Source organism: Nostoc sp. T09 (assembly GCF_002154695.1).
Taxonomy (GTDB): domain Bacteria; phylum Cyanobacteriota; class Cyanobacteriia; order Cyanobacteriales; family Nostocaceae; genus Aulosira.
Window position 1 is genome coordinate 96,393 of sequence record NZ_MTAV01000078.1, and the last position, 25,320, is coordinate 121,712.

The 25,320-nt window shown below is 42.2% G+C and carries 23 protein-coding genes; 11 read left to right on the top strand and 12 right to left on the bottom strand.

From position 1 onward, the window contains the following. Positions 1-42: 42 nt before the first annotated feature. From atpA to BV372_RS16815, 10 genes are all read right to left on the bottom strand, one after another. Positions 43-1,563 (bottom strand): F0F1 ATP synthase subunit alpha, encoded by a 1,521-nt coding sequence (atpA, locus tag BV372_RS16770; RefSeq protein WP_086687631.1) that lies wholly within the window; start codon positions 1,561-1,563, stop codon positions 43-45. 156 nt (positions 1,564-1,719) lie between these two features. Further along, positions 1,720-2,274, bottom strand: coding sequence for an ATP synthase F1 subunit delta (gene atpH, locus BV372_RS16775; RefSeq protein ID WP_086687632.1), 555 nt, complete (start codon positions 2,272-2,274; stop codon positions 1,720-1,722). After that, a complete protein-coding gene (locus BV372_RS16780; RefSeq protein WP_086687633.1) occupies positions 2,274-2,843 on the bottom strand; it encodes a F0F1 ATP synthase subunit B in 570 nt (189 codons plus the stop codon). Before BV372_RS16780 ends, atpH begins: the two co-directional genes overlap by 1 nt. Before the next feature lie 163 nt (positions 2,844-3,006). Continuing rightward, positions 3,007-3,438, bottom strand: a complete 432-nt coding sequence (locus BV372_RS16785; RefSeq protein ID WP_086687634.1) for a F0F1 ATP synthase subunit B' — start codon at positions 3,436-3,438, stop codon at positions 3,007-3,009. 182 nt (positions 3,439-3,620) lie between these two features. Next, positions 3,621-3,866, bottom strand: coding sequence for an ATP synthase F0 subunit C (gene atpE / locus BV372_RS16790; protein WP_008233924.1), 246 nt, complete (start codon positions 3,864-3,866; stop codon positions 3,621-3,623). 150 nt (positions 3,867-4,016) lie between these two features. After that, positions 4,017-4,778, bottom strand: a complete 762-nt coding sequence (gene atpB / locus BV372_RS16795; RefSeq protein ID WP_179198122.1) for a F0F1 ATP synthase subunit A — start codon at positions 4,776-4,778, stop codon at positions 4,017-4,019. A gap of 60 nt (positions 4,779-4,838) precedes the next feature. Then, positions 4,839-5,279, bottom strand: a complete 441-nt coding sequence (locus BV372_RS16800; RefSeq protein WP_086687635.1) for an ATP synthase subunit I — start codon at positions 5,277-5,279, stop codon at positions 4,839-4,841. Between the two features lie 620 nt (positions 5,280-5,899). Beyond that, positions 5,900-6,424, bottom strand: a complete 525-nt coding sequence (locus BV372_RS16805; RefSeq protein WP_086687636.1) for a PEP-CTERM sorting domain-containing protein — start codon at positions 6,422-6,424, stop codon at positions 5,900-5,902. Positions 6,425-6,665: 241 nt separating this feature from the next. Beyond that, positions 6,666-7,847 carry a class I SAM-dependent methyltransferase gene (locus BV372_RS16810; protein WP_086687661.1) on the bottom strand — a complete coding sequence of 394 codons (1,182 nt, stop codon included), beginning with the start codon at positions 7,845-7,847 and terminating at the stop codon, positions 6,666-6,668. A gap of 264 nt (positions 7,848-8,111) precedes the next feature. Beyond that, on the bottom strand, positions 8,112-8,642 hold the full coding sequence (locus tag BV372_RS16815; RefSeq protein ID WP_086687637.1) for a hypothetical protein: 531 nt from the start codon (positions 8,640-8,642) through the stop codon (positions 8,112-8,114). A gap of 399 nt (positions 8,643-9,041) precedes the next feature. Here BV372_RS16815 and BV372_RS16820 point away from each other — a divergent pair, with 399 nt between their 5' ends. The 5 genes from BV372_RS16820 (at position 9,042) to BV372_RS16840 (ending at position 15,656) form a co-directional block, all read left to right on the top strand. After that, entirely contained in the window at positions 9,042-12,440 is a 3,399-nt protein-coding gene (locus BV372_RS16820; RefSeq protein WP_086687638.1) for a phycobilisome rod-core linker polypeptide, read from the top strand. Between the two features lie 435 nt (positions 12,441-12,875). Continuing rightward, the gene (gene apcA, locus BV372_RS16825; RefSeq protein ID WP_086687639.1) at positions 12,876-13,361 is read left to right on the top strand and encodes an allophycocyanin subunit alpha; all 486 of its coding nucleotides are present in this window, start codon (positions 12,876-12,878) and stop codon (positions 13,359-13,361) included. Positions 13,362-13,426: 65 nt separating this feature from the next. Next, positions 13,427-13,915, top strand: coding sequence for an allophycocyanin subunit beta (gene apcB, locus BV372_RS16830; RefSeq protein ID WP_086687640.1), 489 nt, complete (start codon positions 13,427-13,429; stop codon positions 13,913-13,915). A gap of 231 nt (positions 13,916-14,146) precedes the next feature. Continuing rightward, entirely contained in the window at positions 14,147-14,353 is a 207-nt protein-coding gene (locus BV372_RS16835) for a phycobilisome linker polypeptide (RefSeq protein ID WP_086687641.1), read from the top strand. 139 nt (positions 14,354-14,492) lie between these two features. Continuing rightward, on the top strand, positions 14,493-15,656 hold the full coding sequence (locus tag BV372_RS16840) for a glycosyltransferase (RefSeq protein WP_086687642.1): 1,164 nt from the start codon (positions 14,493-14,495) through the stop codon (positions 15,654-15,656). On the opposite strand, the gene BV372_RS16845 is transcribed toward BV372_RS16840, so the two are convergent. Further along, positions 15,617-16,849 carry a glycosyltransferase family 4 protein gene (locus BV372_RS16845; RefSeq protein WP_086687643.1) on the bottom strand — a complete coding sequence of 411 codons (1,233 nt, stop codon included), beginning with the start codon at positions 16,847-16,849 and terminating at the stop codon, positions 15,617-15,619. The genes BV372_RS16840 and BV372_RS16845 overlap by 40 nt on opposite strands. Positions 16,850-17,123: 274 nt before the next feature. Here BV372_RS16845 and BV372_RS16850 point away from each other — a divergent pair, with 274 nt between their 5' ends. The 6 genes from BV372_RS16850 to BV372_RS16875 all read left to right on the top strand — a co-directional run bounded on the left by BV372_RS16850 (position 17,124) and on the right by BV372_RS16875 (position 23,722). Then, a complete protein-coding gene (locus BV372_RS16850) occupies positions 17,124-18,023 on the top strand; it encodes a hypothetical protein (RefSeq protein ID WP_086687644.1) in 900 nt (299 codons plus the stop codon). 8 nt (positions 18,024-18,031) lie between these two features. Continuing rightward, positions 18,032-18,703, top strand: coding sequence for a hypothetical protein (locus BV372_RS16855; RefSeq protein ID WP_086687645.1), 672 nt, complete (start codon positions 18,032-18,034; stop codon positions 18,701-18,703). A 3-nt stretch (positions 18,704-18,706) separates the two neighbouring features. Continuing rightward, a complete protein-coding gene (locus BV372_RS16860) occupies positions 18,707-19,315 on the top strand; it encodes an FHA domain-containing protein (RefSeq protein WP_086687646.1) in 609 nt (202 codons plus the stop codon). Between the two features lie 60 nt (positions 19,316-19,375). Next, positions 19,376-20,392 carry a glycosyltransferase gene (locus tag BV372_RS16865; protein ID WP_086687647.1) on the top strand — a complete coding sequence of 339 codons (1,017 nt, stop codon included), beginning with the start codon at positions 19,376-19,378 and terminating at the stop codon, positions 20,390-20,392. Positions 20,393-20,825: 433 nt separating this feature from the next. After that, positions 20,826-22,445: a serine/threonine-protein kinase gene (locus BV372_RS16870; RefSeq protein WP_086687648.1), complete on the top strand. Its 1,620-nt coding sequence runs from the start codon at positions 20,826-20,828 to the stop codon at positions 22,443-22,445. Positions 22,446-22,939: 494 nt separating this feature from the next. Then, a complete protein-coding gene (locus BV372_RS16875; RefSeq protein WP_179198123.1) occupies positions 22,940-23,722 on the top strand; it encodes an FHA domain-containing protein in 783 nt (260 codons plus the stop codon). Positions 23,723-24,058: 336 nt separating this feature from the next. Here BV372_RS16875 and recA read toward each other — a convergent pair whose 3' ends face one another. After that, positions 24,059-25,135 (bottom strand): recombinase RecA, encoded by a 1,077-nt coding sequence (gene recA / locus BV372_RS16880; RefSeq protein WP_086687649.1) that lies wholly within the window; start codon positions 25,133-25,135, stop codon positions 24,059-24,061. Between the last annotated feature and the right edge of the window lie 185 nt (positions 25,136-25,320).

The window sequence follows — 25,320 nt, forward strand, 5'->3', positions numbered from 1 at the left end:
AGTCGGCAGAGCCGCCCAACGCACTGGCTCCTCAGCACTGTATTAAGCTGTTGCTTTGAAGGTCTTCTTGAATTCAGTCAGTGCTTCCTTCAACGCAGCTTCTTCTGCGTCACCCAGTGCTTTCGAGCTTTGCACTGCTTGGGCGTAATTAGGTTTGCCTGTCTTTAAGTAATCCCGCAGACCTCTGGTAAAGGTGGTTACCTTATCCACAGGGATATCATCTAAATAACCGTTGATACCCGCATAGAGAATTGCTACTTGCTCGTATACAGAAAGTGGGTCATTTTGGGGCTGCTTCAGTAGTTCCCGTAAGCGTTGACCCCGTGCCAACTGGTCTTGAGTAGCTTTATCTAAATCAGAAGCAAATTGCGCAAAGGCTTGCAGGTCATCAAATTGAGCTAGTTCCAACTTAATCTTACCAGCAACTTTCTTCATCGCCTTGGTTTGCGCCGCAGAACCCACACGGGATACGGAGATACCGGGGTTTACCGCAGGACGGATACCAGCGTTGAACAAGTCAGAAGACAAGAAGATCTGACCGTCGGTAATCGAAATTACGTTGGTGGGGATGTATGCTGATACGTCACCTGCTTGGGTTTCGATGATTGGCAGGGCGGTCATGCTACCTTTACCCAATTCATCACTCAGCTTCGCTGCTCTTTCTAACAAGCGAGAGTGAATGTAGAATACGTCTCCTGGGTAAGCTTCCCGTCCGGGTGGACGACGTAGCAGCAATGACATTTGACGATAAGCTTGGGCTTGCTTGGAAAGGTCGTCGTAAATTACGAGAGTAGCTTTGCCTTTGTACATGAAGTACTCAGCAATGGTGGCTCCGGTATAGGGAGCGAGGAATTGTAGAGTTGCAGGGTCACTGGCGTTAGCGGCGACGACTACGGTGTAGTCCATTGCGCCTTTGTCTTGCAGTGTTTGTACGACGTTAGCTACAGTGGAAGCTTTTTGACCAACAGCAACATAGACACAAACTACATCTTCACCTTTTTGGTTGATGATGGTGTCAATGGCGATCGCAGTTTTACCAGTTTGGCGGTCACCAATGATCAATTCGCGCTGACCACGACCGATAGGAATCATTGAGTCGATAGCTGTGATTCCTGTTTGCATCGGTTCGTGTACAGACCGACGGGCAATGATACCAGGAGCCGGAGATTCAATCAAACGGCTTTCTGTGGACTTGATATCTCCTTTACCATCGATGGGACGACCCAATGCATCGACAACTCGTCCAATCAAAGCTTCCCCTACGGGCACCTGGGCAATTCTACCAGTAGCGGTAACAGAGCTACCTTCTTGAATTTCCCGTCCCTCGCCCATGAGTACCGCGCCCACGTTGTCTTCTTCTAAGTTTTGGGCGATGCCAACTGTACCGTCTTCAAATTCTAATAGCTCCCCAGCCATAGCCTTTTCTAGACCATAAATCCGGGCAATACCGTCACCGACTTGCAGGACGGTACCGACGTTAGCAACTTTGACATCTTGGTCGTATTGCTCGATTTGCTGTTGAATAATGTTACTAATTTCGTCAGGTCTGATTGAAATGCTCATGTGTCTATCTTTTTTCTTGGGAGACTGAACAGAGTAATCTTTATAGAAGTTAAGAGTTATGAGTTAATAATGCAAAAGCTAAAAGTTAAATGTCAAAATAAATTACTTTTTACTTTTTATTTAACTCTTAACTCCCAACTCCTAACTCCTTACTGTTTAGGAACTAGTTAAGCGTAAAGAAAGGCGGCGTAATTGACCACGTAAACTAGCGTCAATTACCTGCGATCCTACTTTAATGATCAAACCACCAATTAAGTCGCTGTCGATTTTGGTGTCTAGTTCTACTTGGCGAGCATTAGTGATTGCAAGAACCTTATCTATTACAGCTTGTTGTTGAGCTTCTGTGAGGGGAACGGCTGAAGTGACTTCCGCTAATACGGTTTGATTCAGCTGGCGCAACAACGTCAAATACTGCTGTAAAATTGCTTCCAAGAAGAAAATACGGCGTTTGTCTACTAACAACAGCAAAAATCTGCGTAAGTAGGGATTTGCGCCATCACCCAGTATTTGAGTGAGCACTGCCTTTTTCCGTTCAGGCTGAATAAACGGATTGTCAATTAAGTTTTGCAGTGGCGCTGAATTTTTCAACAAATTCACCAACGCACGCGCATCTTCGCCAAACTGTTCGCTCAGATTCTGGGATTTGGCTATTGACATCAAAGCCTGTGCATAAGGTTGGGCTACTTCGGCTGTTTCTACATTACTTTTCATCAGCGTCCTCCCACCTGCGCGATGCTGCGGTCAATTATTGTTTGTTGAACATCGTCAGCAATACCAGTCCGCAGTTCTGACTCGACTTTTTGCAATGCCAGCGCGGCTACTCGCTGCCGCAGTTCGGCAAGCGCTCGTTCTCTTTCTGTGTTCAAATCTGCTGCTGCTGTTTGTCGCAGGCGTTCTACGTCTTGCCCAGCTCGTGCCAACAGAGCTTCTCTAGCCGCCTGGGCGTTTTCTTCAGCAGCTTTGCGGATGCGTTGTGCCTCTGCCTGAGCTTGGGTCAACTGCCCTTGTGCCTGAGATAGAGCAATTTGTGCCTCTTTTAAGCGCTGTTCTGCTTCCTGAACTGCAGTTGCAATCTTTGATCGTCGCTCGTTCAGGATATTGCTTAAAACTTTACGTCCGAAGTAGAATAATATGCCAACCAGAATCGCTAGGTTAATGAGATTGGTTTCAAAAAGGTCTAGGTTTAGACCAAAACCACCTTCTGCTGCGCCTTCTGCCAATTCAGAGTGAACAGCGTTCGCTTCTGCGGCAAGTAATAAGAATGTGCCCATGTTACCCATCTACAAGTGCGCTGCTCGCTTGTTAATACGTTGTATTTTCCCGCAGGGAAATTAAACTGTCTTAATTTCCCGAAGGAAAAAAGTGCCTTTTTTGACACTTAATTATGCGCTTTGGGACAATTGTCCATCTGCGCCTATGCTTTCACAGAACCTGCACTATCGCTTATCTAGCTAGAGTCGGTCCTAATAGTTTTTCTAGAATCTGTCTGCTTAGAGCATCAACGCGTTGTTCTAAGGAACGCATAGCTTCTTGCTTTTGTTGCTCTATTTCAATAGAAGCGCGTTCTCGCTCTTGCTGAGCTTCTTGTTGCGCCTCAGCGATTTTCTGGGCAGTAATTTTCTTAGCTTCAACCTGAGCTGCTTCTATAGTAGCTTGCGACTGCCTGCGAGCTTCTGCTAGCTGCTGCTCATATTCTTGGGTTAAACGCTCAGCTTTAGCCAAGCGTTCCTTGGCATCAAGGGTATTCGTTCGGATGTAATTATCGCGATCGTCCAGTACCTTGGTCAGTGGCTTATAGAAAATTACATTCAACAAAGCTGCCAATAGCAGGAACTGCAATGCCATGAAGGGCAAGGTAGCATCGAAATCAAACATTTCTCTCCTCTTTGGCTGGAGTAGCAGTTTTCATGGCTAGCAACAACATCCAACCTTTCATAATTTTTAGAGACCCATAGCCAAAAAGGGTCAACTTACATCAGAACGACTAAATATCCAAAAGATTTCGATTTGTAGAGGCGTGAGGATTCACGTCTCTACACTTACAAAACTTTTAGGTTTTAGGAAAATGGGTTAGCAAACAGCAATACCAGAGCAATTACCAGACCGTAAATGGTCAGGGATTCCATGAACGCCAAGGTTAACAGCAGAGTACCCCGAATTTTTCCTTCTGCTTCAGGTTGACGGGCAATACCTTCTACTGCTTGACCTGCGGCATTACCTTGACCGATACCAGGGCCAATTGCAGCTAAACCAATTGCTAGAGCAGCAGCCAGAACTGAAGCAGCAGAAACTAATGGATCCATGATGATTTTCCTTGCTTGAAGTACAGAACTAACAAAAGTAGGTTAACTAGTAAAGACGTGTGTTCACGCTGCACCGAGTTCTCACATATCGCGCTTGGCGATGTTTTGAGCTTTGAAGCTCGTCGGAACTGTGCTATCTACTGAGAAGCGTTAATGCTCCTCATGCTCTTCTCCACCATGTCCCTCCATTGCCTCATGAATATATGCCCCGGCCAGGGTAGCAAATACCAGGGCTTGAATGGCACTGGTAAATAAACCTAAAGCCATGACAGGCAGAGGTATAAATAGAGGAACAAGCAGAACCAGCACCGCTACTACTAATTCATCCGCCAATATATTTCCGAATAGACGGAAGCTTAGGGAGAGGGGCTTGGTGAAATCTTCTAGGATCGCGATCGGCAACAGAACAGGCGTTGGCTCAATATATTTTTTAAAGTAGCCCAAACCCCGCTTGCTAAAACCCGCGTAAAAGTACGCTAAAGAAGTTAGCAATGCCAATGCTACGGTCGTATTGATGTCATTGGTGGGAGCTGCCAATTCACCAGAAGGCAACTTGATTAGCTTCCAAGGAATGAGCGCGCCTGACCAGTTCGATACGAAGATAAACAAGAACAATGTGCCAATGAAGGGCACCCAAGGGCGGTACTCTTTCTCACCAAGTTGGTTTTTTGCCAAATCCCGAATAAATTCTAGGGCATATTCCATCAAATTTTGGATGCCACGGGGAATTCTTTGTGCGTTGCGAGTAGCAGCTATGGAAGCCACTACCAAAATGCTAATCACAAACCATGAGGTGAGAAAAACTTGCCCATGAATTTTCAGATTGCCCAATTGCCAATAGAAATGATGACCTACTTCTAATTCGGCTAGGGGAAAAGAATTAAAGGCGTTTAAGACACTAAGCATTTGCATTCTTCAAGCATTTTCCCCAACGAGCGAGGATGGGAGTATTGTCTTTGTGAGCCTGACTTGTTAAGAATCAGGAAGAAACGCAGTTTGCACGGTGTAGACGAGGAGCGTGGCTTTGTAAGTTAGAAATCCCAAGAATATGGGCAAAATTTTTAGCTCATTCCATTGAGTCGCCAATATAATCAACCCAACAAATAGAGCCAAACGACTTTTACTCAGACGCGTTTTCTCACCACCGAGTCGCTCAACGTCTTTGGCCAGCATTTTTAAGTAAATCACACCTGTACACGCCCCAATCAAATAATTCAGAGCAATGTTTAAGGAATAAAAAATCCATACAGAGATAAATATTATCCCTGTCAAGACAAGTGTGATTACCAACAACTTCTGGTAGAGTTGATAGAACTCCTCCATAGAGTTTACTCGTTCTTCGTCCTCAGAACCAGATTGAGCATTTTGCGTTGTTGTTGGAGTCGATGCAGTTGATTCGTCTGACAAGCTCACGGGACTCAAAACCAGTACAGCTAACGATGATGACTGCACATTCAGTCAGCTGAATCATATCACGATCTGGTAACAATACTTTAGAAAAAAACAATTAACTTCTTCTCAGCAGCAAGCAATCAACTAATGAGGCGTTATCAGGAGAAATAGAGACAAGGGAAGAGCAAAAAAGACCTATGTTTACGATTGCTCCCGATTTTCTATGGGTTACTGCTTAGTAGTTTTGTCAAGGTGAATTCCGTGAAACTGTCAGTGCTTGGGTGTGTAGTGCTTAGATTCTAGGACAGTTGATGAGATATTTAGCTACTCTAACTTAAAACTTCCCACAATTTAGAGAGCGATCGCTCTCTACCATGAATATAAATTACATCTAGAAGTTAGGAGTATTGTAAGGACAGTTAAGATGCTGATACCACAAGCTCAGAATTAAGTATGCTCTCTGGTATTGAAAATTCCTAACAACCAAGTTGATATCTAAATTTACAGTATCGTTACACCAAATATGAATGCCCCACAGAGAGAGTCACAGGCAATCTCTGGGGGCATGGGGTTAGATATATTATCAAAGTGGTATTTGCACCCGGTTAACTAAGAGGGTCTCAGTGGTAATAGTTTATGGACTAAGCTTTTTGAGCAGATTCTGCTTTCCTACGCTTCATCCATGTACCAAAGCCAACAGCTAGTAATGAGCCACCAACTGTCATGGGTTCGGGGACATCTGAAGGTCCTGTGGTATTGCCAGCATTGAAGCTAGGACCACTTAGAACTGAGAAACTTACTGGACCTGGCGTCGTAAATGAACTGATTACGGAAAAGTCCAATCCAGTAAATGGGTTTCCTGTCAAGGTATTCGCCGTTGCATTCTTAAGTGACAAGAGAACATTATTGGCATCGAAAAAGAGCACATTCAGAAATGATGAATTTACATTTACTCCAGTTACACCTTCCAAGCCTGAGAGGGTAATGCTACTAAATTTGTTGAGCTTTTCCGCGGGTGTGCCAGTGGCAAGTACATTGTAATTGTATGTACCTCCCGATTGACTAAGAAAATTCACACTTGCTGCTTGTGCAGGTTTAGCACTTACAGCCGCTAAAGAAAGAGCTAAGCCAGCAGCAGCAATACTCAGATTTTTGGCTAATTTCATCCGCAAATTCTCCTTTATGATTAAAGTGGAATACGTAAGTACAAGCTCGTAAACGAGACTCGTTGTAATGTATTATCATTTACTTTTATACGGAAGAAAAAAAACTAATTTTGACTAAATCTTGATGTTGTGGCAGCTTTGTGTAAATTTAAAATGAATGTATATTTTTTCAGTACAAAAAATCCGGAGCGTGTAAAACGTCCGGAGCGCAATCGAAATACAGAACTTTCTGCGTTTAAATTTAAGTTGGTGTTAACAAAATCAGCTGCTGCTTGAGGAGTGTTCTTACTACATCCAACTCCATCTGCACATCTGCCAATATATTTGCTACTGTTAACTCGCCATTACACCTTTGCAGAAACTCAAACTCTTCTGCTGACAAATTGACAATCTGGTAATCGCAGTTAAATATACATTGACTTGGCCATCCATCCATACAAGGATTACGTTCTGGAATCGCCGCTAATAGGCTATTATCATCTGACCAGTCGGTTTTGGTAATAGGGGGACGACCAAGGAAAAATTCGTAATGGGTAACTTCTGGGTCTAGTAATTCTATTAAGCGATAACGTTGGCGATCGCTCAACCCTTTTGCCCGTTCAATTAACTCTGGTGTTTTACTCAAAAGTCTTTCCAATTGCCAAAAAGCAGGATTTGAGAAACTAATAAACTCTAAGCCAGAAGCATCAATTAGTTCAAATAGCGTTTCAATGTTGTAATCAATCTCTTGGGGATGAACGTACATATCGGCAAAGTTTTCATCCCGATGATTTTCCAACGACCAGCGCTCTTTTTCGCGCTTGACAATCCGATTATTTTCTGGCAGCGAAGCAAATATTTGCCGCCCAACCTGTACACCATCGCGGTAGTCACCACGTTTGTCAGCTTGAAGGAGAGCGATCGCTTTTTGCATGAGTTGAATTTCCCAGCGTCCCAACTCTCCATAGACAAAAATGTGCATCAAGCCACCTGGGGCTAACTTCTTCGCCAAGGCTTGAATACCGCGAATCGGGTCAGGTAAATGATGCAAAACACCAACGCAATTAATTAAATCAAACTCTCCTGGCAACTGTTCCACATCGTACAAGCTGAGGTGATGAAACTCAACGCGATTGGCTCCAGAACGCTGACAGCGCTCTTTTGCTACTGCTAAAGCACCAGCACTGAGGTCAATGCCTACAACAGAAGCTTGAGAATTGAGATGAACCAAGTATTCTGTACCTACCCCCGTACCACAACCAGCATCTAAAATGCGGATGTCTTGTTTTTGAGGTTTTTGACCAGTGCAGAAATTGTAAGCAGCTAGCCAATTCCAGCGCCAGTTATAGCCCGGAGGTGGTTCATCTAACAGAGGTTCTGGCGGAAAGGGGTAAGTGTTGTAGAGTTTGGCAACAGCAGCGCTAACAGTTTGGGCGTCGGACATAACAAGTAATTCTGGGGGCAAAATTGAGTTTAGCAGATGTGGTTTGACACTCCCCATTTCTCACGGCAAGAAGGTTCTAGTTTCACGACCATTGCTTGCCTTTGCATGTCTTGCGACCAGAACAGTTATCAGCTTTCTTGCATTAGCCTAAGAGTTTATATAAGAATCCAGTTCTATTACAAAATACTGTGTAAACGCTGTCTTTCTATTGCCTATTACCGATTGCTTGCCTTTACAAGTAAGTTTACAAATTAAATAGGAGTGCTAGATATCGCATTGATGGGTTTGACAAAATTTAGCATTATTTATTTCCTCTTGTAGAGTACTTAAGGTAATAATCTTGAATGCCGAGCCACCTTGTACTTCAGTAGTGATGTAGGCATACTTCTGACCACGAGAGAATTGGTCTCGACCAATCTTGATGATATAGCGAGACTTTTGATAGTCGTTAGCAATGCTGGAATTATAGATATTTTGAATTAATTTCACTGCTTTGCTATTTTTCTGAGTGAATTTGAGATTAGATTCACCACTAACAGTTATTCCCTCTTTAGTCACTGTGCCATTCTGGGAAGTTACATCAGCATAAAAATATAATTTCCCTTTTGTGCCGTCATAACCATGTGCTTCGTTGTTGTACTTTAACGTTGGTAAAGTTGCTCTGGTTTTTGCCCAATTTACGACGGTAGTTATATTTTGTCCTGGTAAGGCATTGGCAGGAGTAAGGGACAGGGATATAGCCAAGGTAGATAAAGCAAAAAAAAGTTTTAAGTAAAAATTATTACTTTTTAGCATGGGTTATTTCCTAATTACATGTATTTATAGCAACAGCATAACTTACAAAAATTCAGTAACAAGTCCTTCGACCTCAAGGTCACTCATTTTGAAAATCCAAAATATCTTTTGTGGGTTTTTGTAACTTTTAGATACAAAACTTAGTATTGATTTCAGAGAAGCAAGAGTATTAGCTCTGGATTAGCTCTGGAACTTATCGTCTAGATACGTCATGTTCTACATACTTCTTAATAAATCAACAGGGAAGCCGCAAAACGTTCTAATCTAAAAGCTGACTGGGTTAATTTACTGGCAGTTTTGAAGGCGGTACTCTTAAGGCATGACTACACCGATGTGTCAAGCCTCAAAGCGACCCAGACTTAACACATAAATGCTTATGATGGGAGTTTTACAAATCCGATGAGTGTTAAGGCAAGTGGTGGAAGCTCAGTTGCGCGTCCGCAACTATATCAAACCCTAGCAGTAGCTACAATTTCCCAAGCGGAGCAGCAAGACCGCTTTTTGGGAACTGGTGAACTGAATGAACTGGCAAGCTATTTTGCATCTGGTGCAAAGCGTCTAGAAATTGCCCAGACGCTCACGGAAAATTCCGAGATTATTGTATCTCGGGCTGCCAACCGAATTTTTGTTGGTGGTTCACCAATGGCTTTTTTAGAAAAGCCAAGAGAACCAGAATTGGCGATGGCCAGTGCTGCTAGTGGGAATGTTCAAGACAGCATGAGACTAGGAACTGTAACCTACGTTGAAAGTCGAGGTGGGTTCCTAGAAAATTTACGCTCCATCTTTAATAGTTCCCCAAGTGGTCCAACACCTCCTGGTTTTAGACCAATCAATGTTGCCCGTTATGGTCCTAGCAACATGGCTAAGAGCTTGCGGGACTTATCCTGGTTCTTGCGCTATGCTACCTATGCGATCGTCGCTGGTGACCCCAACATCATCACCGTAAATACAAGAGGTTTGCGGGAAATTATTGAAAATGCCTGTTCTGGTGAAGCCACAATTGTAGCTTTACAAGAAATCAAAGCTGCGTCACTTTCTTATTTCCGCAAGGATACTGCGGCTGCCGAGATTGTGTCTCAGTACATGGATGTGTTGCTGACAGAATTTCAAGCACCAACACCTTCAACTAAACTCCGCCAAAGACCATCTGGTGACCAACAAGGGTTGCAACTGCCTCAAATTTACTTTGTTGCGGCAGAGCGGCGTCCCAAGTTTGTAATGAAGCCTGGATTATCATCCAGCGAAAAAACCGAAGTTATCAAAGCGGCTTATCGGCAAATCTTTGAGCGCGATATTACTCGTGCTTACAGCTTGTCGATCTCTGATCTTGAATCTAAAGTGAAGAACGGCGATATCTCAGTTAAAGAGTTTGTCCGTCGTTTAGCCAAATCTCCCCTTTACCAAAAACAGTTTTACCAGCCTTTTATTAACAGCCGAGTAATTGAATTGGCTTTCCGTCATATTTTGGGACGGGGACCAAGTAGCCGTGAAGAAGTACAAAAATACTTCGCGATTGTTTCTAACGGTGGTCTGCCAGCTTTAGTTGATGCTTTGGTAGATTCTGAAGAATATAGCGATTACTTCGGCGAAGAGACAGTACCCTACCTCCGTGGTCTGGGCCAAGAGGCACAAGAATGTCGCAACTGGGGACCACAGCAAGATCTGTTGAACTACAGTGCGCCTTTCCGTAAAGTACCTCAATTCATTACCACCTTCGCTGCTTACGATCGCCCACTACCCGATCAGCATCCTTACGGTTCAGGTAACGACCCCTTAGAAATTCAGTTTGGGGCGATTTTCCCGAAAGAAACTCGCAATCCTAGCAGCAGTCCAGCTCCTTTTAGCAAGGATACCAAGCGGATATTAATTCACCAAGGGCCAGGTATTAATAACCAGAACAGCAATCCCCAAGCACGGGGTGCATTTCCTGGTACCTTAGGTCCCAAGGTATTCCGGTTGGATCAACTTCCAGGCACGATTGGTAAAAAGGCTGCTAAAGGTGCAAGTGTTAAGTTCTCCGAAAGCTCTACCCAAGCAGTAATTAAAGCTACTTACCTGCAAGTTTTTGGTCGTGATGTTTACGAAGGTCAGCGCCTAAAAGTCCAAGAAATCAAGCTGGAAAATGGAGAAATTTCCGTGCGGGAATTTGTCCGTGCTTTGGCTAAGTCGGATTTATTCCGTAAGCTGTACTGGACATCGCTGTACGTTTGTAAAGCGATCGAATACATCCACCGCCGCTTGTTAGGTCGTCCAACCTACGGTCGTCAAGAAAATAATAAATATTTTGACATTGCCTCTAAAAAAGGCTTTTATGCCGTAGTTGACGCGATCATTGACAGTGTGGAATACACCGAGGCATTTGGTGAAGATACAGTTCCTTACGAACGCTATCTAACTCCAGGTGGTGTGGCGTTGCGACAACTGCGGGTTGGTAGTATTCGCGAAGATGTTGGTGGCAGAGTCCAGAAGGAAGAAACACCACGCTTTGTCGCCTTGGGTGCTGTTACAGAACAGCGGACAGAACCGGATATTCAATTCCGCATTAACCAAGGTGTTAGCAAGCAACGGGAACAAACAAAAATCTTCAAGCAGGTGGCAAATATCAGCGACAAAGTTGCTGTGCAAACTTTGATCAGCGCCGCTTATCGCCAGATTTTTGAACGTGATATTGCACCCTACATTGCCAAGAACGAATTTACAGCTCTAGAAAGCAAACTAGGTAACGGCGAAATCACTGTTAAGGAATTCATTGAAGGTTTGGGCAACTCTAACCTGTACATCAAAGAGTTCTATACACCCTACCCCAATACCAAGGTGATTGAACTAGGAACTAAACATTTCCTAGGACGGGCACCGCTAGATCAGGCAGAAATCCGCAAGTATAACCAGATTTTGGCTACTCAAGGTATTCGTGCCTTTATTGGGGCTTTGGTGAACAGTGCAGAGTATCGCGAGGTGTTTGGTGAAGATACAGTGCCTTATCGCCGCTTCCCAACTCTACCTGCGGCCAACTTCCCGAATACTGAAAAGCTGTACAACCAGCTGACTAAGCAAAATGATGATGTGGTGATACCTAGCTTTAAGCCTGTAAAACCACGCCTTGAGTCTGCTAAGACACCGATTTTGGCGAAGGCGATCGCAGATTTGGCAGCCCAAGCAAAACAAATCGATAAGAGCAAGCCGCTGTTTATTGAATTAGGTCGCTCTTACAACGATGGTCGCGGTCAGTCGGTGGAAGTTGGTGTAGGTACAACCCGCCGTAAACCTGCACGTATTTACCGCTTAACAGACGGCACAAACCAACCAGAAAGACAACTGGTGATCAACGCCATTTACCGTCAGGTATTGGATGTATTTAGCGGTCAAGTGCCTGAGTACTATCGTCGGACTGAACTAGACAGCAAACTCCGGAACGGAGAAATTTCTGTTCGTGAGTTTGTACGTGAACTGGCCAGTTCGGAAATCTATCGCAAACGCTTCTATACGCCTTATCCCAACACCAAGGTGATTGAGTACCTGTTCCGTCACCTATTGGGACGCGCACCTGCAACTCAGGGCGAAATCCGCCAATACAATAAGCTGCTAGCCGATAAGGGTTTGCGAGCTGCTGTAGAGGCAATTGTCGATAGCGCAGAGTATGCCCGCTACTTTGGTGAAGATGTAGTGCCCTACCCACGCTTCCCATCCCTGCCCGCAGGTAACTACCTCGGCAGTGTAGAGGCGGCAGCTGACTTGGTGAAACAATCCTGGTCTAGTTTGTCTCCGTCTATACTAACGGGACGTCCTAGCGCTCGCTAAATAGTTAATTAATCAACAGTCAAGGGAAGCCAGCGCCGGAGGCTGGTTTCCTGACTTGAGGCGACTGGCGTTCAAGAATCAAAAACCTTGGACTCTTGACTGTTTGTTGTGGACTTTTAACTCAGTGACGCAACTTTTCGTAATATTGCTTTCAGATTGTAGAAATTGACGTAAATCTGAAAAGGAATGTTACAAACTATTAAGAGCAGTCATAAATGCTCAACATAATGCCGGAGAATATTTTGCGGAAGGTAGCTGAGTTTTAGTGCTTGTGTAACCGTAATCGCTCAAGCAATTCGTAATGCACTAGCTATAGCAGTTTGTCAACTGTTATTTCTCAGTAAAAGCGAAAAAACATAGCTACTCTCAACCAAAGTTAAAGTCGCACCAGTTTCATCAAATACTGGTTTCATTCTTAGTTGGAGGAATCCATTAATGAGTATCGTCACGAAGTCCATCGTGAATGCTGATGCAGAAGCCCGCTATCTCAGCCCTGGTGAGCTAGATCGGATCAAGAGCTTTGTTAGCAGTGGTGAGCGCCGTCTGCGGATTGCTCAAGTTTTAACCGACAACCGCGAGCGTCTGGTTAAGCAAGCTGGCGAACAACTGTTCCAAAAGCGTCCTGATGTTGTATCTCCTGGTGGCAATGCTTACGGTCAAGAATTGACTGCTACCTGTCTGCGCGACTTGGATTACTACTTGCGCCTAGTTACCTACGGAATCGTTGCAGGCGACGTTACCCCCATCGAAGAAATCGGTGTTGTAGGTGTTCGTGAAATGTACAAGTCCTTGGGCACTCCTATCGAAGGCGTTGCTGAAGGTGTGCGTGGTCTGAAGAGTGTTGCTGCTTCCTTGCTGTCTTCTGAAGACGCTGCTGAAGCTGGCTCTTACTTCGACTATGTAGTCGGTGCCTTATCGTAAGTTGAAGCTGTTTCTCTGCTGAAACCGAAGTATTGCAATACGGTTGGAAATAAGGAATTAACAATATGGCTCAAGACGCAATTACCGCTGTAATTAACTCTGCGGACGTTCAAGGTAAGTATCTAGATACCGCTGCTCTAGAGAAGTTAAAAGGTTACTTCTCCACTGGCGACCTGCGGGTACGTGCTGCTAGCACCATCAGCGCCAATGCTGCTGCGATCGTTAAAGAAGCTGTAGCAAAGTCTTTGCTGTACTCTGACATCACCCGTCCCGGTGGTAACATGTACACCACCCGTCGCTATGCTGCTTGCATCCGCGATTTAGACTACTACCTCCGCTATGCTACCTATGCTATGTTGGCAGGCGATCCTTCCATTCTGGATGAGCGTGTGCTGAATGGCTTGAAAGAAACCTACAACTCCTTGGGTGTACCCATTGGTGCTACCGTGCAAGCTATCCAATCCATCAAGGAAGTAACCGCCAGTTTGGTAGGTTCTGATGCCGGTAAAGAAATGGGTGTTTACCTAGACTATATCTCCTCTGGCTTGAGCTAAGAGCTAGTTTGCACTTAAGAATTTAGGTGCGGCTTTATTAAGGACTGGAAATCAATCGTGAGTGCTAGAGCGTTCTATCGCTTACCTTGTTGAAACAATCAATAATGATGAGTGTTAGCGGTCTAGTATTGATGCTTGATTTCCAGCCTTGGAGCTATTAATTTTTAAAGATTCGCACTCAAGATTTTTCAAATAAAAAAGTTTTCACAATTACACAGGAGATTACAAAGCATGGCCCGGTTGTTTAAAGTTACTGCTTGTGTACCCAGCCAAACCCGAATCCGTACCCAACGCGAATTGCAAAATACCTATTTCACCAAGTTAGTTCCCTATGAGAACTGGTTCCGCGAACAGCAACGGATTCAAAAAGCTGGCGGCAAAATTGTTAAAGTGGAACTGGCAACTGGTAAGCAAGGTACTAATACTGGTTTGCAGTAATTTTTATAGACAGAAGATTATTATTAGGGAGTTATGAAGAGGCTTATATAAGCCTCTTTTTTGTTACTTATATTTTTCTTTGAATAAGCCAAGAGTCATTAGTTATTTTTGCTTTGCCCCCAATCCTCAGTTCCCTTTTATGACACGTCTTCTTTTAATTACGGAAAGATTTGCACCAGATTTGGGAGGTTTGGCTAGGAGTGCAACACGGCTGGTGGCGACACTCTCGCAACTAGGTATAAAAATTGATGTTGTTACTTGGAGTCGTTTCCTACAACCAGGTGAAGTCTTCCCACCTGAAATTGGAGAAGCAAATACTCGTGTCTATCGAATAGGGCTATACCGCCACTGGGACATGACGATGCCCCATACCTTGAATGTTTTGGACTGGTTACACTCCTCTCATGCTTATGATGCTGTATGGGGTCATTATTTGTTTCCGAGTGGTTTTTTAGCTACCTGGTTTGCGGCGCTTAAGGGATTGGCAAGCACAGTTAGCGCCCGTGGTAATGATATTGACCGCGAAATGTTTCCACCAGGAGATTTTGCCCGTTTGCAATGGACATTGCAACACGCTAAGGCGGTAACAGCGGTAAGTGCTGATATGTCCCGTAAAATTCAGCTACTGAGTGGGCGGGATGACGTATTGCTACTAAAAAATGTGGTTGATACAGAAATATTTTCTCCGCAAGCAAGGAGGGGAGAAATTAATAAAGAAACTTTAGGAATTGCTTCAGATGAAGTGGTATTGGGTTTTTGTGGAGAATTGCGAGAAAAAAAAGGGCAACAATTTCTGTTGAATGCTTTAACAACAGTTCGTCAAGTACGTCCTGCTTGCTTGTTAATCATTGGTGAGGTACGGACATCTCAGGAATCTGTACTGCAATTATACAAAACTCATCAGCCAGAAAATGCCCAGAGGATAATTATTACAAGGCATCTATCTAACCATGAAGCTGTAGCTGAATACCTGCGGCTGTGTGATGTTTATCTCCAACCTTCACTCTGGGAAGGTATGCCGAATGCGTTATTAGAAGCGATGGCTTGTGGTTGTTGCTGTATCGCCAGCGATGCAGGTGGCATTCCGGAGGTAATTATACATGGTAAAAATGGCTTTCTGCTGCCGCGTTCTCATCTGCATAAGCTGGGTGAGGCGGTTTTGGAATGTTTGACAATGACAACAGAAGAAAAAAATCAAATTGTCCAAGCTGCACGCGATCGCATTTTAACTGAATATTCCCTAACTCAGGAAAAACTGCAACTTCAAACTTTAATTGACCGTTTGATTCCCAATTCTGTATAAACATTAGTCAAAGCTTCGCCTGCACGTTGCCAAGTATAATACTCCTCAATCCGCTGACGGGCATTTACCGCCAGTTGCATTGCTAATTCTGAATCATTTTGCAAATGTAACACAGCATCTTTAACAGACTTCGCTGAACCTGGCTTGACTAATAAAAAATGTACTCCGTCTTCTCCTAATTCCCTAACTACTGGCAAATCACTAGCAATTACAGGTATTCCTGTTGCCATCCCTTCTAAAATTTTCAAGGGACAACAACCTTGAACTAAGTTGCGATCGTTGGGCGTTAGCGGTGCCAAAATCAAATCACAGGCGTGGATATGTTCAACCAATTGTGTTTGTGACATTGCTGATAGAAGATTGAGCTTATCTGCTACTCCTAGCTTGAGGGCTAGCTGCTTGATTGCTTTAATTTGATAGTCTCTAGCCTGCCCAATTATCGTTAGACAAGCAGGCAATTCTCGGTTGATCAGTGCCAACGCCTCAACCGCCAGATTGACACCTTGCCAAGGTGAAAGCGTACCAAAATATATTATCTGTAATATCTTTTGTGGGTTAAGCGAATTCCCAACTACAAAAGGATGAGTTTGGTAATCTTTAATCTCTAAATAAGAGGTAAATATATTTAAATCCACTCCATTATGAATTACGCGAATTTTATTTGCAGGTATACCTCTACTTTGTAAGTATTCGCCTGTGATACTGCTGGGTGTGACAATTAAATCGGCTACTTCTAGACAAATTTGTTCTTGGGAATGTAATTTATGCAGTAGTTCCCGATCGTCCGCAACAGCAGGATAGCGATATTTTAACTCTATTGAAGGTAAACCGTTCACTTCAAAAATTAGGCGATCGCAGTATTTTTGTTTATTGAGGGCGATTGGAAAGCCTTCGTAAATCGAACGAATCTGTATTACCTCAAATCGCCGTCCTTGCAACCATGCTATGAGTAATCGGCGAAAATATAAAACTCTTTGAATTAAAGTATCACCTATGGCTGGTAATTCGGTCTGTCTAACTTGTGGATAAATTTTATCGAAATCTATCCTTGTTGCTATTGGAGAAACTGTTACTAACTGGATATTATCAAACGCTGCTGCTAAAGCAATAGAAAAAGCTGTTATATGAATTGCTGCACCTTTCGGCGCAGGAACAGTATCAAAGGCAATATAAGCGATTCTTGATTGGTTCATTAATGTATATAAATTTCGTTGACACGTAATTTTGTGTTTGGTATACTGACAGCCAAATTGTATATATTGCTAATACATAGTAATTATATTGAGTTGTGAAAAATACGTTAGAGTAACGAATTACAAAGGGCACATACTGCGAAGCAAAACCCAAAGGTAAAAAGAGATAAGAATAGTTTTACGATTGAATTCAAATTGATATATATTTTATCAACAAAATTAATAAAAATTGATATAAAGATTTCTTAGATTGCATTTATGGAGTTTTAATAAAATGCCGATTAATTTTCTCCAATTCAGAAAAAATCTAACTTATACGGCAAAAGCAAATGTGAGTACTATCATCGCTGATTTGCAGGAATTAGCAGGAATAGATCAATTGGCAGAGTTACAGCAAAGTAAATATGCTAAACGAGCGCTACATTATTTTTATGGAGTCATTGGCTGCTTTGTATTAGGTTTTATGTTGTTGTTTTTAATGGAGAAGTTTCCCGCCGTCTCTTTATTAATATTGGCGCTGTTTTTAGGGATTATCATCTTGTTATTTGCGATAATTTATGAATTATTTAAGAAATTCAAACTTCGGAAATTAAATATTATTAATTATCGCTATAAAGTAACTCAGCAGATTGTGGAAATGCTAGCGCGAGATATGGATGCAGCTAGCGAACTTGAAATCCAACTATCTTTTAAGCCTACAAAAATTAAGGAGAATATAGCAGAAACTATCCCTCATCCAACTAAGCGCGACTGGAAGATAGACCAGTATCAAAATGAATGGTTGAGATTAAAAGGACAGTTGTTAGATAAAACTCGCTTTTTATTAACTGCTACTGACGTTTCTAAAACTCAATATGGTTGGAAACGTAGTAGTGGTAAAAGTAAGTATAAAACGAAAACCAATGATATGGGGTTGGATGTAATTTTAAGTTTAAATTATCCACAACGCCGTTATGGAGCAATTAAGATTTTGCAAAATGAAATCAGCAGTGCGATAAATCTGCCTTACCTATGTTCTATGAGAAATGTAAAGCTGACAGAAAAAGCTTTACATCTAAGCGTGAGGATGGCTCCACAGGTAGCAGATAATGGCAAACACATATATGAAACAATTATGATGATGTTTCTCAGCCTTTATCAAGTATTAAATTTAGCAAAAGTGCTTTCTAAATAATTGAAATTATGAAAATAGTAATTTTTAGAAGTTTGCTGGCATTATTTTTAATTACTACTATTGTTAGCTGTGGTAGTAGTAAATCTGGGAGAGATGGAGCTAATAACAGTAGTCCTCAAACGAAACCTGTGGCTACTAATGTAGCTGCTAATCAGAATAAAATTCAATTTAAAACAGAGGGTGGCGCGGAATTATTTGCGATGAAGATGGAAGCTGATGGAGCTAAATTAGTTGATGGCAATAATCAGGAATTAGCCAGGATTAAAGCAGATAAATCGGGAAAAATTAAAATTAAGAATGCAGCAGAAAAAGTATTAGGTTATATAGTGAGCGAAAAAGGAGGATGGAAACTAAAAGATGCTAATCAAAGCCAAGATTTATATATCCTTAGAAGACAGAATGATAGAGAGTATAAGTTAGAAGATGCGGCTAAGAAAGATATTTATCGTATTCAAGCAAGCAATGACGGTTTTGATATACAAACACCAGAAAAAAATTTAGTTTACCAAGTAAAAGTTAAAAATGGGAAAACTTTTTTAAGAAAAGCATCAGCAAAAACAATTTTCTCGACTAAATCTCAGTTATCGCCTATTGCATTTACCTGCTTTGGATTTGATGTTCTCACACGCGAACAGCAAGCAGGTCTAGCTTATGCTGTCAATTTAACAGGAGGAAAGTAAACTTTGCAGATTCAGCTAAGTTGGATAGATCCAAATACCGAAGAGAGGCGAGAACCATTATTAGAAACTCCAGTGGCGATTGGACGAGTATTTCAGGAAATGCCACAACAAATTAATGAACAAAGAGTTTCTAGAATAGCGATCGCGGATGACTTAATTGCAGATTACCATGCTTTAATAGACTGGCAAAACCAAGAGTTAATTATTACAGACCAGACTAGTAGCAGTGGCATCAAAATTAACGATGTACAGGTAACTGGTGGTATCCTCCAAAATGGCGATCGCATCGAAATTGGTGCTTGTGAAATTGTGGTAAACTTTACAGCTACCACATGGGAGTGTGATCGCCAAGTAGGTTTCCTGTTTAAACGTCGCTGTGGACGTACCGATAGAACAGGCTGTCCATATTGCGAGCAAACTTACGAAGATGACTATGCCTTTTACTCCGACTATGGTCATTATCGCTCTGGATGGGGCAGCGATTATTATGATGACCGCGATCGTTACTCCTACGATCCGGAGACTGGAAATGTAGACTTTACAGATGCTGATTCTGTGAGTTTAGAGAATGAAAGAGATGTTGATTTTGAACGTAATATGGGCGCAAGCTGAAATAATTCAAAATTAAGAATCTAGTTTTTTAATATTTAATTGGAGAGAAATAACCGAATCTTGACTAAGACTTGGTTAATTTATGCCTTGGGTGGAGGTTGGGGACATCTGACTCGCGCTTTATCTTTGGGAAGAATAGCCGCCACTCAAAGAAAAGTGAAAATTATTACCAATAGTCCCTATGCACAACAAATAGATAATGAAGGGTGTTTTATCTATCTAATTCCTGGGAATGCAGGAGTTTCCGAAACTTGTTTACAAGTCAGGGAAATATTGTATAACACTTCCTATGATCGCTTAATTATCGATACCTTCCCTAGAGGTTTGGGGGGTGAATTAGCAGATATCTTACCCAAGTTAGATCACATCCCACAAATTTTGATTCATCGGGATATTAACCCACGCTATGTAGCAGCCAAAAAATTACGATCTTTTATCATCGAAAACTTTGATAAAGTGATTGTTCCTGGTGAAGGTGAAGATTTACCATTTTGTGATTTATCTATGGTGCACCATACAGCACCCTGGTTAATTCGCAACTCTTGGGAGTTACCAGATAGAGTAACCACGCGATCGCGTATCCTGAAAGTTGATCAATCTGTAAAAACTATTCTGGTTTGTGCTGCGGGGAAAACATCCGAATTGCCTTTGTTTGGTGAATTAGCGCTATGGCTACAGGAAAATTTTCCTAATTGTGCAGTCAGAATTTTAGCTCCTACTTGTCCGAGCGAATTTCCACAGGCTTTGTGGGTGTCTCACCATCCAGGAATTGAATGTCTAGCAGCAGCAGATATTGTAGTGGGAGGGGCTGGTTACAACACAGTTTACGAGTGTGCCGCTGTAGGTGTACCTTTAGTAGCATTGCCGTTAGAGCGACTATACGATCGTCAAGAAAGAAGAGCTGACAAAAGTAATTGGGTGCAAAATATTGAGAATGCCCTATTTGAAGAGCAGCTAGTACACATCTACACGACTGTTAGTCTACTTTTAGACCAAGTAGAAATAGGAAAAAATTCATCTGTACCATTTTATATCAACGGTGCTGTGCAAGCAGTGGAGCAAATTGAGCAAACTTGATAACTAATAGCTGGTGCGTAATGCCAACAGTTTTTCAATCACCGCGCTCACAAAAAGAAGAGTTGGCGATTTTGAGTAGCAGCGACAATTTCTTTTAAGTAACAAGGATGAGGATCAAAATCAGCAAAAAAATGCTAAATTAGTTAAAATATGTAAATAACTGTCGCTTAATTACGTTTAAACTATCTTTTACAACAAGTGGTATCACTAGTTGCAGTGCAATTACAAAATATTTGAAAAACTACTTATAAAATTTAAGTACAACTAATGACAGTAGATTTACTAGTATTTTAGATAAGCCGAATCCAAACTTTAGGAACTCTTCAAAGCTTTTCCAGCAAAAATTACCTGGCACAAGTTGATTTCAGATCACAATAATGAGGTAAGTAGTGTAATGCTACCCATCATTATTCGTGCAGCGAGTTGACAGTGCATGAGCTACTGCTTAAATCCTACCTGTCCCCATCCAGAAAATTTGGCACATAGCCAAAGGTGCCAGTCTTGCGGCTCGCAACTCCTTTTGAGCGATCGCTATCAAGTACTCAAACCATTAGGCCAAGGTGGCTTCGGTGCAACCTTTTTAGCCCACGATCTAGGCTTACCTGGAGAGCCAAGTTGCGTGATCAAGCAGTTGCGTCCCTCAGTAACCGCACCACACGTTTTGCAGATGGCGCGAGAACTATTTGAGCGAGAAGCCAAAACTCTCGGTAAGATTGGCAATCATCCGCAATTGCCAAGACTGCTGGATTACTTTGAAGACCAACAGCAATTCTACTTAGTTCAAGAATATATTAGCGGTGCTACCCTGCAACAGGAAATTCAACGTAACGGCAACTTTACGGAAGCTGGAGTCAAACAGTTCTTAAGCGAAATCTTGCCATTGCTGCAATATATCCACGAGCAAAAGGTGATTCATCGTGATATCAAGCCAGCTAACTTAATTCGCCGCACTCAAGATGCCAGAATGGTGCTGATCGACTTTGGTGCAGTCAAAAATCAAGTCGCCCAAGCTATACCTGGACAATCTGAGCAAACAGCATTAACTGCATATGCGATTGGGACTCCGGGTTTTGCACCTCCAGAGCAAATGGCAATGCGTCCAGTCTATTCCAGTGATATCTACGCACTAGGGGTAACATGTATTTATCTATTGACTGGTAAGACTCCTAAAGATTTAGACTACAATCCTTCAACGGGTGAAATGATCTGGGAGCCGCTTGTACAAGTGAGTGAACACTTAACGAGTGTGCTGCGGAAAATGTTAGAGGTATCAGTACGCAACCGTTACAAGTCATCCCAAGAAGTACTTAGAGGGTTAGAAATGGAACCCTATCTAGATAGTTTGGCTAAGGGGCTACTTGTAAAAGCCGATGTAGGTGTTATAGAACAAACAAACAACCAGATAGCAAATTCTGCTGTTTTGTGCGATGGTTCCCCTGCTAATTCTACTAGTGCAGGAGTAGCACAAGTTGCAGCAGCAATTCGAGCCAGACGAGCTAAGGCATCTGAAAGCGTTGGATTACCTCCAGGAGGAATGCGCCCAGGGGTTTTGATGGCAAAACCAACCACTTTGGAGAGCAACAACAGTAATGGTTCACAAAATCAGAATTCTAAAGTTGTACGCAAATTAAATACCCAAGGTTTACTAACTGCCTATCTTAAGGGAAGACGAGATTTTGCCCTACACAATTTGAGTATGTTAAACCTGCAAGGTGCTGATTTATCAGGGACAAATTTCCATTCTGCTCAATTGCAGAAAACTAACCTTCAGGGAGCTAATCTCCACGAAAGTGACTTTGGCAGAGCTAGCTTGACTGAGGCTAATCTTAGGGATGCTAACCTGAGCAAGGCTTACTTCAGTAATGCTGATTTAGAAGGAGCGGATCTACGAGGTGCTGACCTTAGCCATGCTTATCTTAGCAATGCTAATCTTAGAGGAGCTAATCTTTGTGGAGCTATTCTCACTGGTGCCAAAATTACCGATGAGCAGTTGTTACTAGCAAAGACGAATTGGATGACAGTGCGCCCTAATGGTAAAAGAGGCTTGTTGTAATTTACCAGTTGCAATTTGGAATTTTTCGATTTAGATAAATTGAAAATTTGCCATTCAAGATCAAAGATTATTTTAGCGATCGCAGCGCTCTCTAAACTGTTGAAGATGGGTATGTTTAATACTTGCAGCTAAAACCGCTGTGATCAAACTATAGGGCTGATGGTGTGGCAGTTATCTTTGCAAGAAGCAGAATTGCCCCATTTTAAATTTTGCAGCAACGATATGGCACTGCCATACCGTTATTTTGTCCATTTTAATAATTCTATAAAAAATTCTTAATATTCTTTATCTGTTACAAATTAACAATCATACTTTACAATAAAAAATAAACCGTCACAATAATTTTTTATAAAAACTTTTGATGACATTTATGGTTGCTAATACTTAACAAGTTTTACCTAAAATGTAAATAGCTTCATCCTTTTAAGCTGCTTGTTTATTAAGTATTAGCGGAAAGTAAATTATTCCTGATAGTAGGCTGAGACGAGATATTAATGACCGAAATCAGCAAATCACATTTTTTGCCAGTAAAAGGCTCATCTATGATAGCTGAGTTGCAAGGGAAGGAACTACAACGGCGATTAAGTTTATTTCAAGTATTCCTCAAGTTATATGAGCAACATAGCAGCCTTCTAGATGACATCCTCCAGATAGAGAACCTAGCTCAGGCATCATTTATGGGAGTAAATTCGAGTTATGTACAGGGTGTAATAGATGATTCTACTGTTTATGTGATTACTAATCTGTACGATAACAAAACCCAAAGCCTACAACAGCCACAGCAAATCTGGACTATAGGGCGGGATGACAGCAATGGCATCCATATTGCTGACAAATATCTATCCGATCGCCACGCTGCTATTCAGTATATTGACCAAAAAGGTTTCTATTTAATTGACTTTAAAAGTACTAATGGTTCTTTTATCAATGGTGAACCAGTCTACCAGCCAACTAAACTTAATGATGGCGATCGCATCCGGCTCGGTATGATAACTTTTGATTTTTTTGTAAATCATACCTGCCGCACTTTGCCAACTGTAGCTATAGAGTTACTGATGCAGCTTGTGCCTGGAAGGGATGATCGTTCAATAGATAAATTTAATTCAATCAGCGCTCAACACAAATATCGAACTGAGAACCTAAATGATACTTTAGGTATTATTACAGACTCAGATTTAATTGATAATTCCAAATACCGACACAGTAACTTTAGTGCAGAAGAAAAGTCAGAAATTTTAGATCGGTTTTTTAGGAGACACCAGCCTGATCATCTGTAAATTAAATGAAAAATTAGTTCGGATTCAAGACTTCAGTCGTGGTTTTTTAAGCACTTTATTGCTCATCATATCTTGCGGGAACGCTGCGCGAACGGGAGACGCTCATTCCTTACTGCCACTATGCTAACGTTAACCTTAATCGCTCATGGGGGACTCGTGTCCCCCACGAACTAGGTCTTGGGGGTTCTCTCCCAAAACCCTTACGGGTTCAGCAGTTGCTTTACTTGGGGAGACCTAAGACGTACTGCCTCACCGCCCTAACTCACTACGAACTCATAATCCAAGTAAGCATGGGGTATACAGCAAATTTTGCTATATATCCCATTTTTTCTACCTTTATTCCTCTTCTTCTAAATCCACTTCTTCGTCGTCTTCTTCGCTGACCTTCGTTACAGAGTTAGCAGAAACAACAGCTCCTTTATCTAGCTTTTCACGTACCAACTGCTTAATTTGTGCAGCAAATTCTGGTTTTTCTTCTAAGTATTTGATGGCGTTGTCTCTACCTTGGGAAATATTTTCGCCATTGTAGCTATACCAGGCTCCTTTGCGAAGCAAGATGCCTGTTTCCTCAGCTAGGTCAACAAGACAGCCTAAAGTAGAAACTCCTTTGCCAAAAATAATGTCAAATTCTGCAATTCTAAAGGGAGGTGCTACTTTATTTTTTGCCACCTTTACCTTAACGCGGTTACCAAACTCATCTGTACCTTTTTTCAAAGTTTGAATTCGGCGAATATCTAAGCGCACTGAAGCGTAAAATTTTAAGGCATTACCGCCAGTTGTGGTTTCTGGACTGCCATAGGTAACACCAATTTTTTGCCGCAATTGGTTAATAAAAATTACTGTGCAGCCAGATTTACCAATATTACCAGTAATCTTACGCAGGGCTTGGCTCATTAACCGGGCTTGGAGACCAACGTGGGCATCACCCATATCACCTTCAATTTCCGCTCGAGGAACCAATGCTGCCACCGAGTCAATGACTACAATGTCAACAGCAGCAGAGCGAACCAGCTGATCGACAATTTCTAAAGCGGATTCCCCTGTGTCTGGTTGAGAAACTAGCAGATTTTCAATATCTACACCTAATGCCCCAGCATAAGTGGGGTCAAGGGCGTGTTCAGCATCCACAAAGGCCGCAATACCACCTTCTCTTTGCACTTCAGCGATCGCGTGTAGTGCTACTGTTGTTTTACCGGAACTTTCCGGTCCATAAATCTCAATCACCCGCCCTTTGGGTAAACCACCACCCAACGCTAAATCCAAGGTGAGCGCTCCGGTAGAAATTGTCTCTACCCGCATCCGAGTAGCATCGCCCAGACGCATGATTGCTCCCTTACCAAAACTGCGCTCAATCTGGTTGAGTACAATGTTCAGCGCTTTTTGCTTGCCAGAAGTATCGGTATTGATAGCCATTCCTGCCTCTAAATATATGGATTTAAGGATTGTTTGGGTTTGGAGTCTGAGTAGAACAGATATACTATTTTAGTCAGAAAATTCTGGAATATGACTTGTCAAACAAAGAAGTGTGACAAGATCGTAACTCGATCTCTACCTGATTTGGGTAGCCCTCTCTAAGTAAATTTGAGATTTTTTGTTAG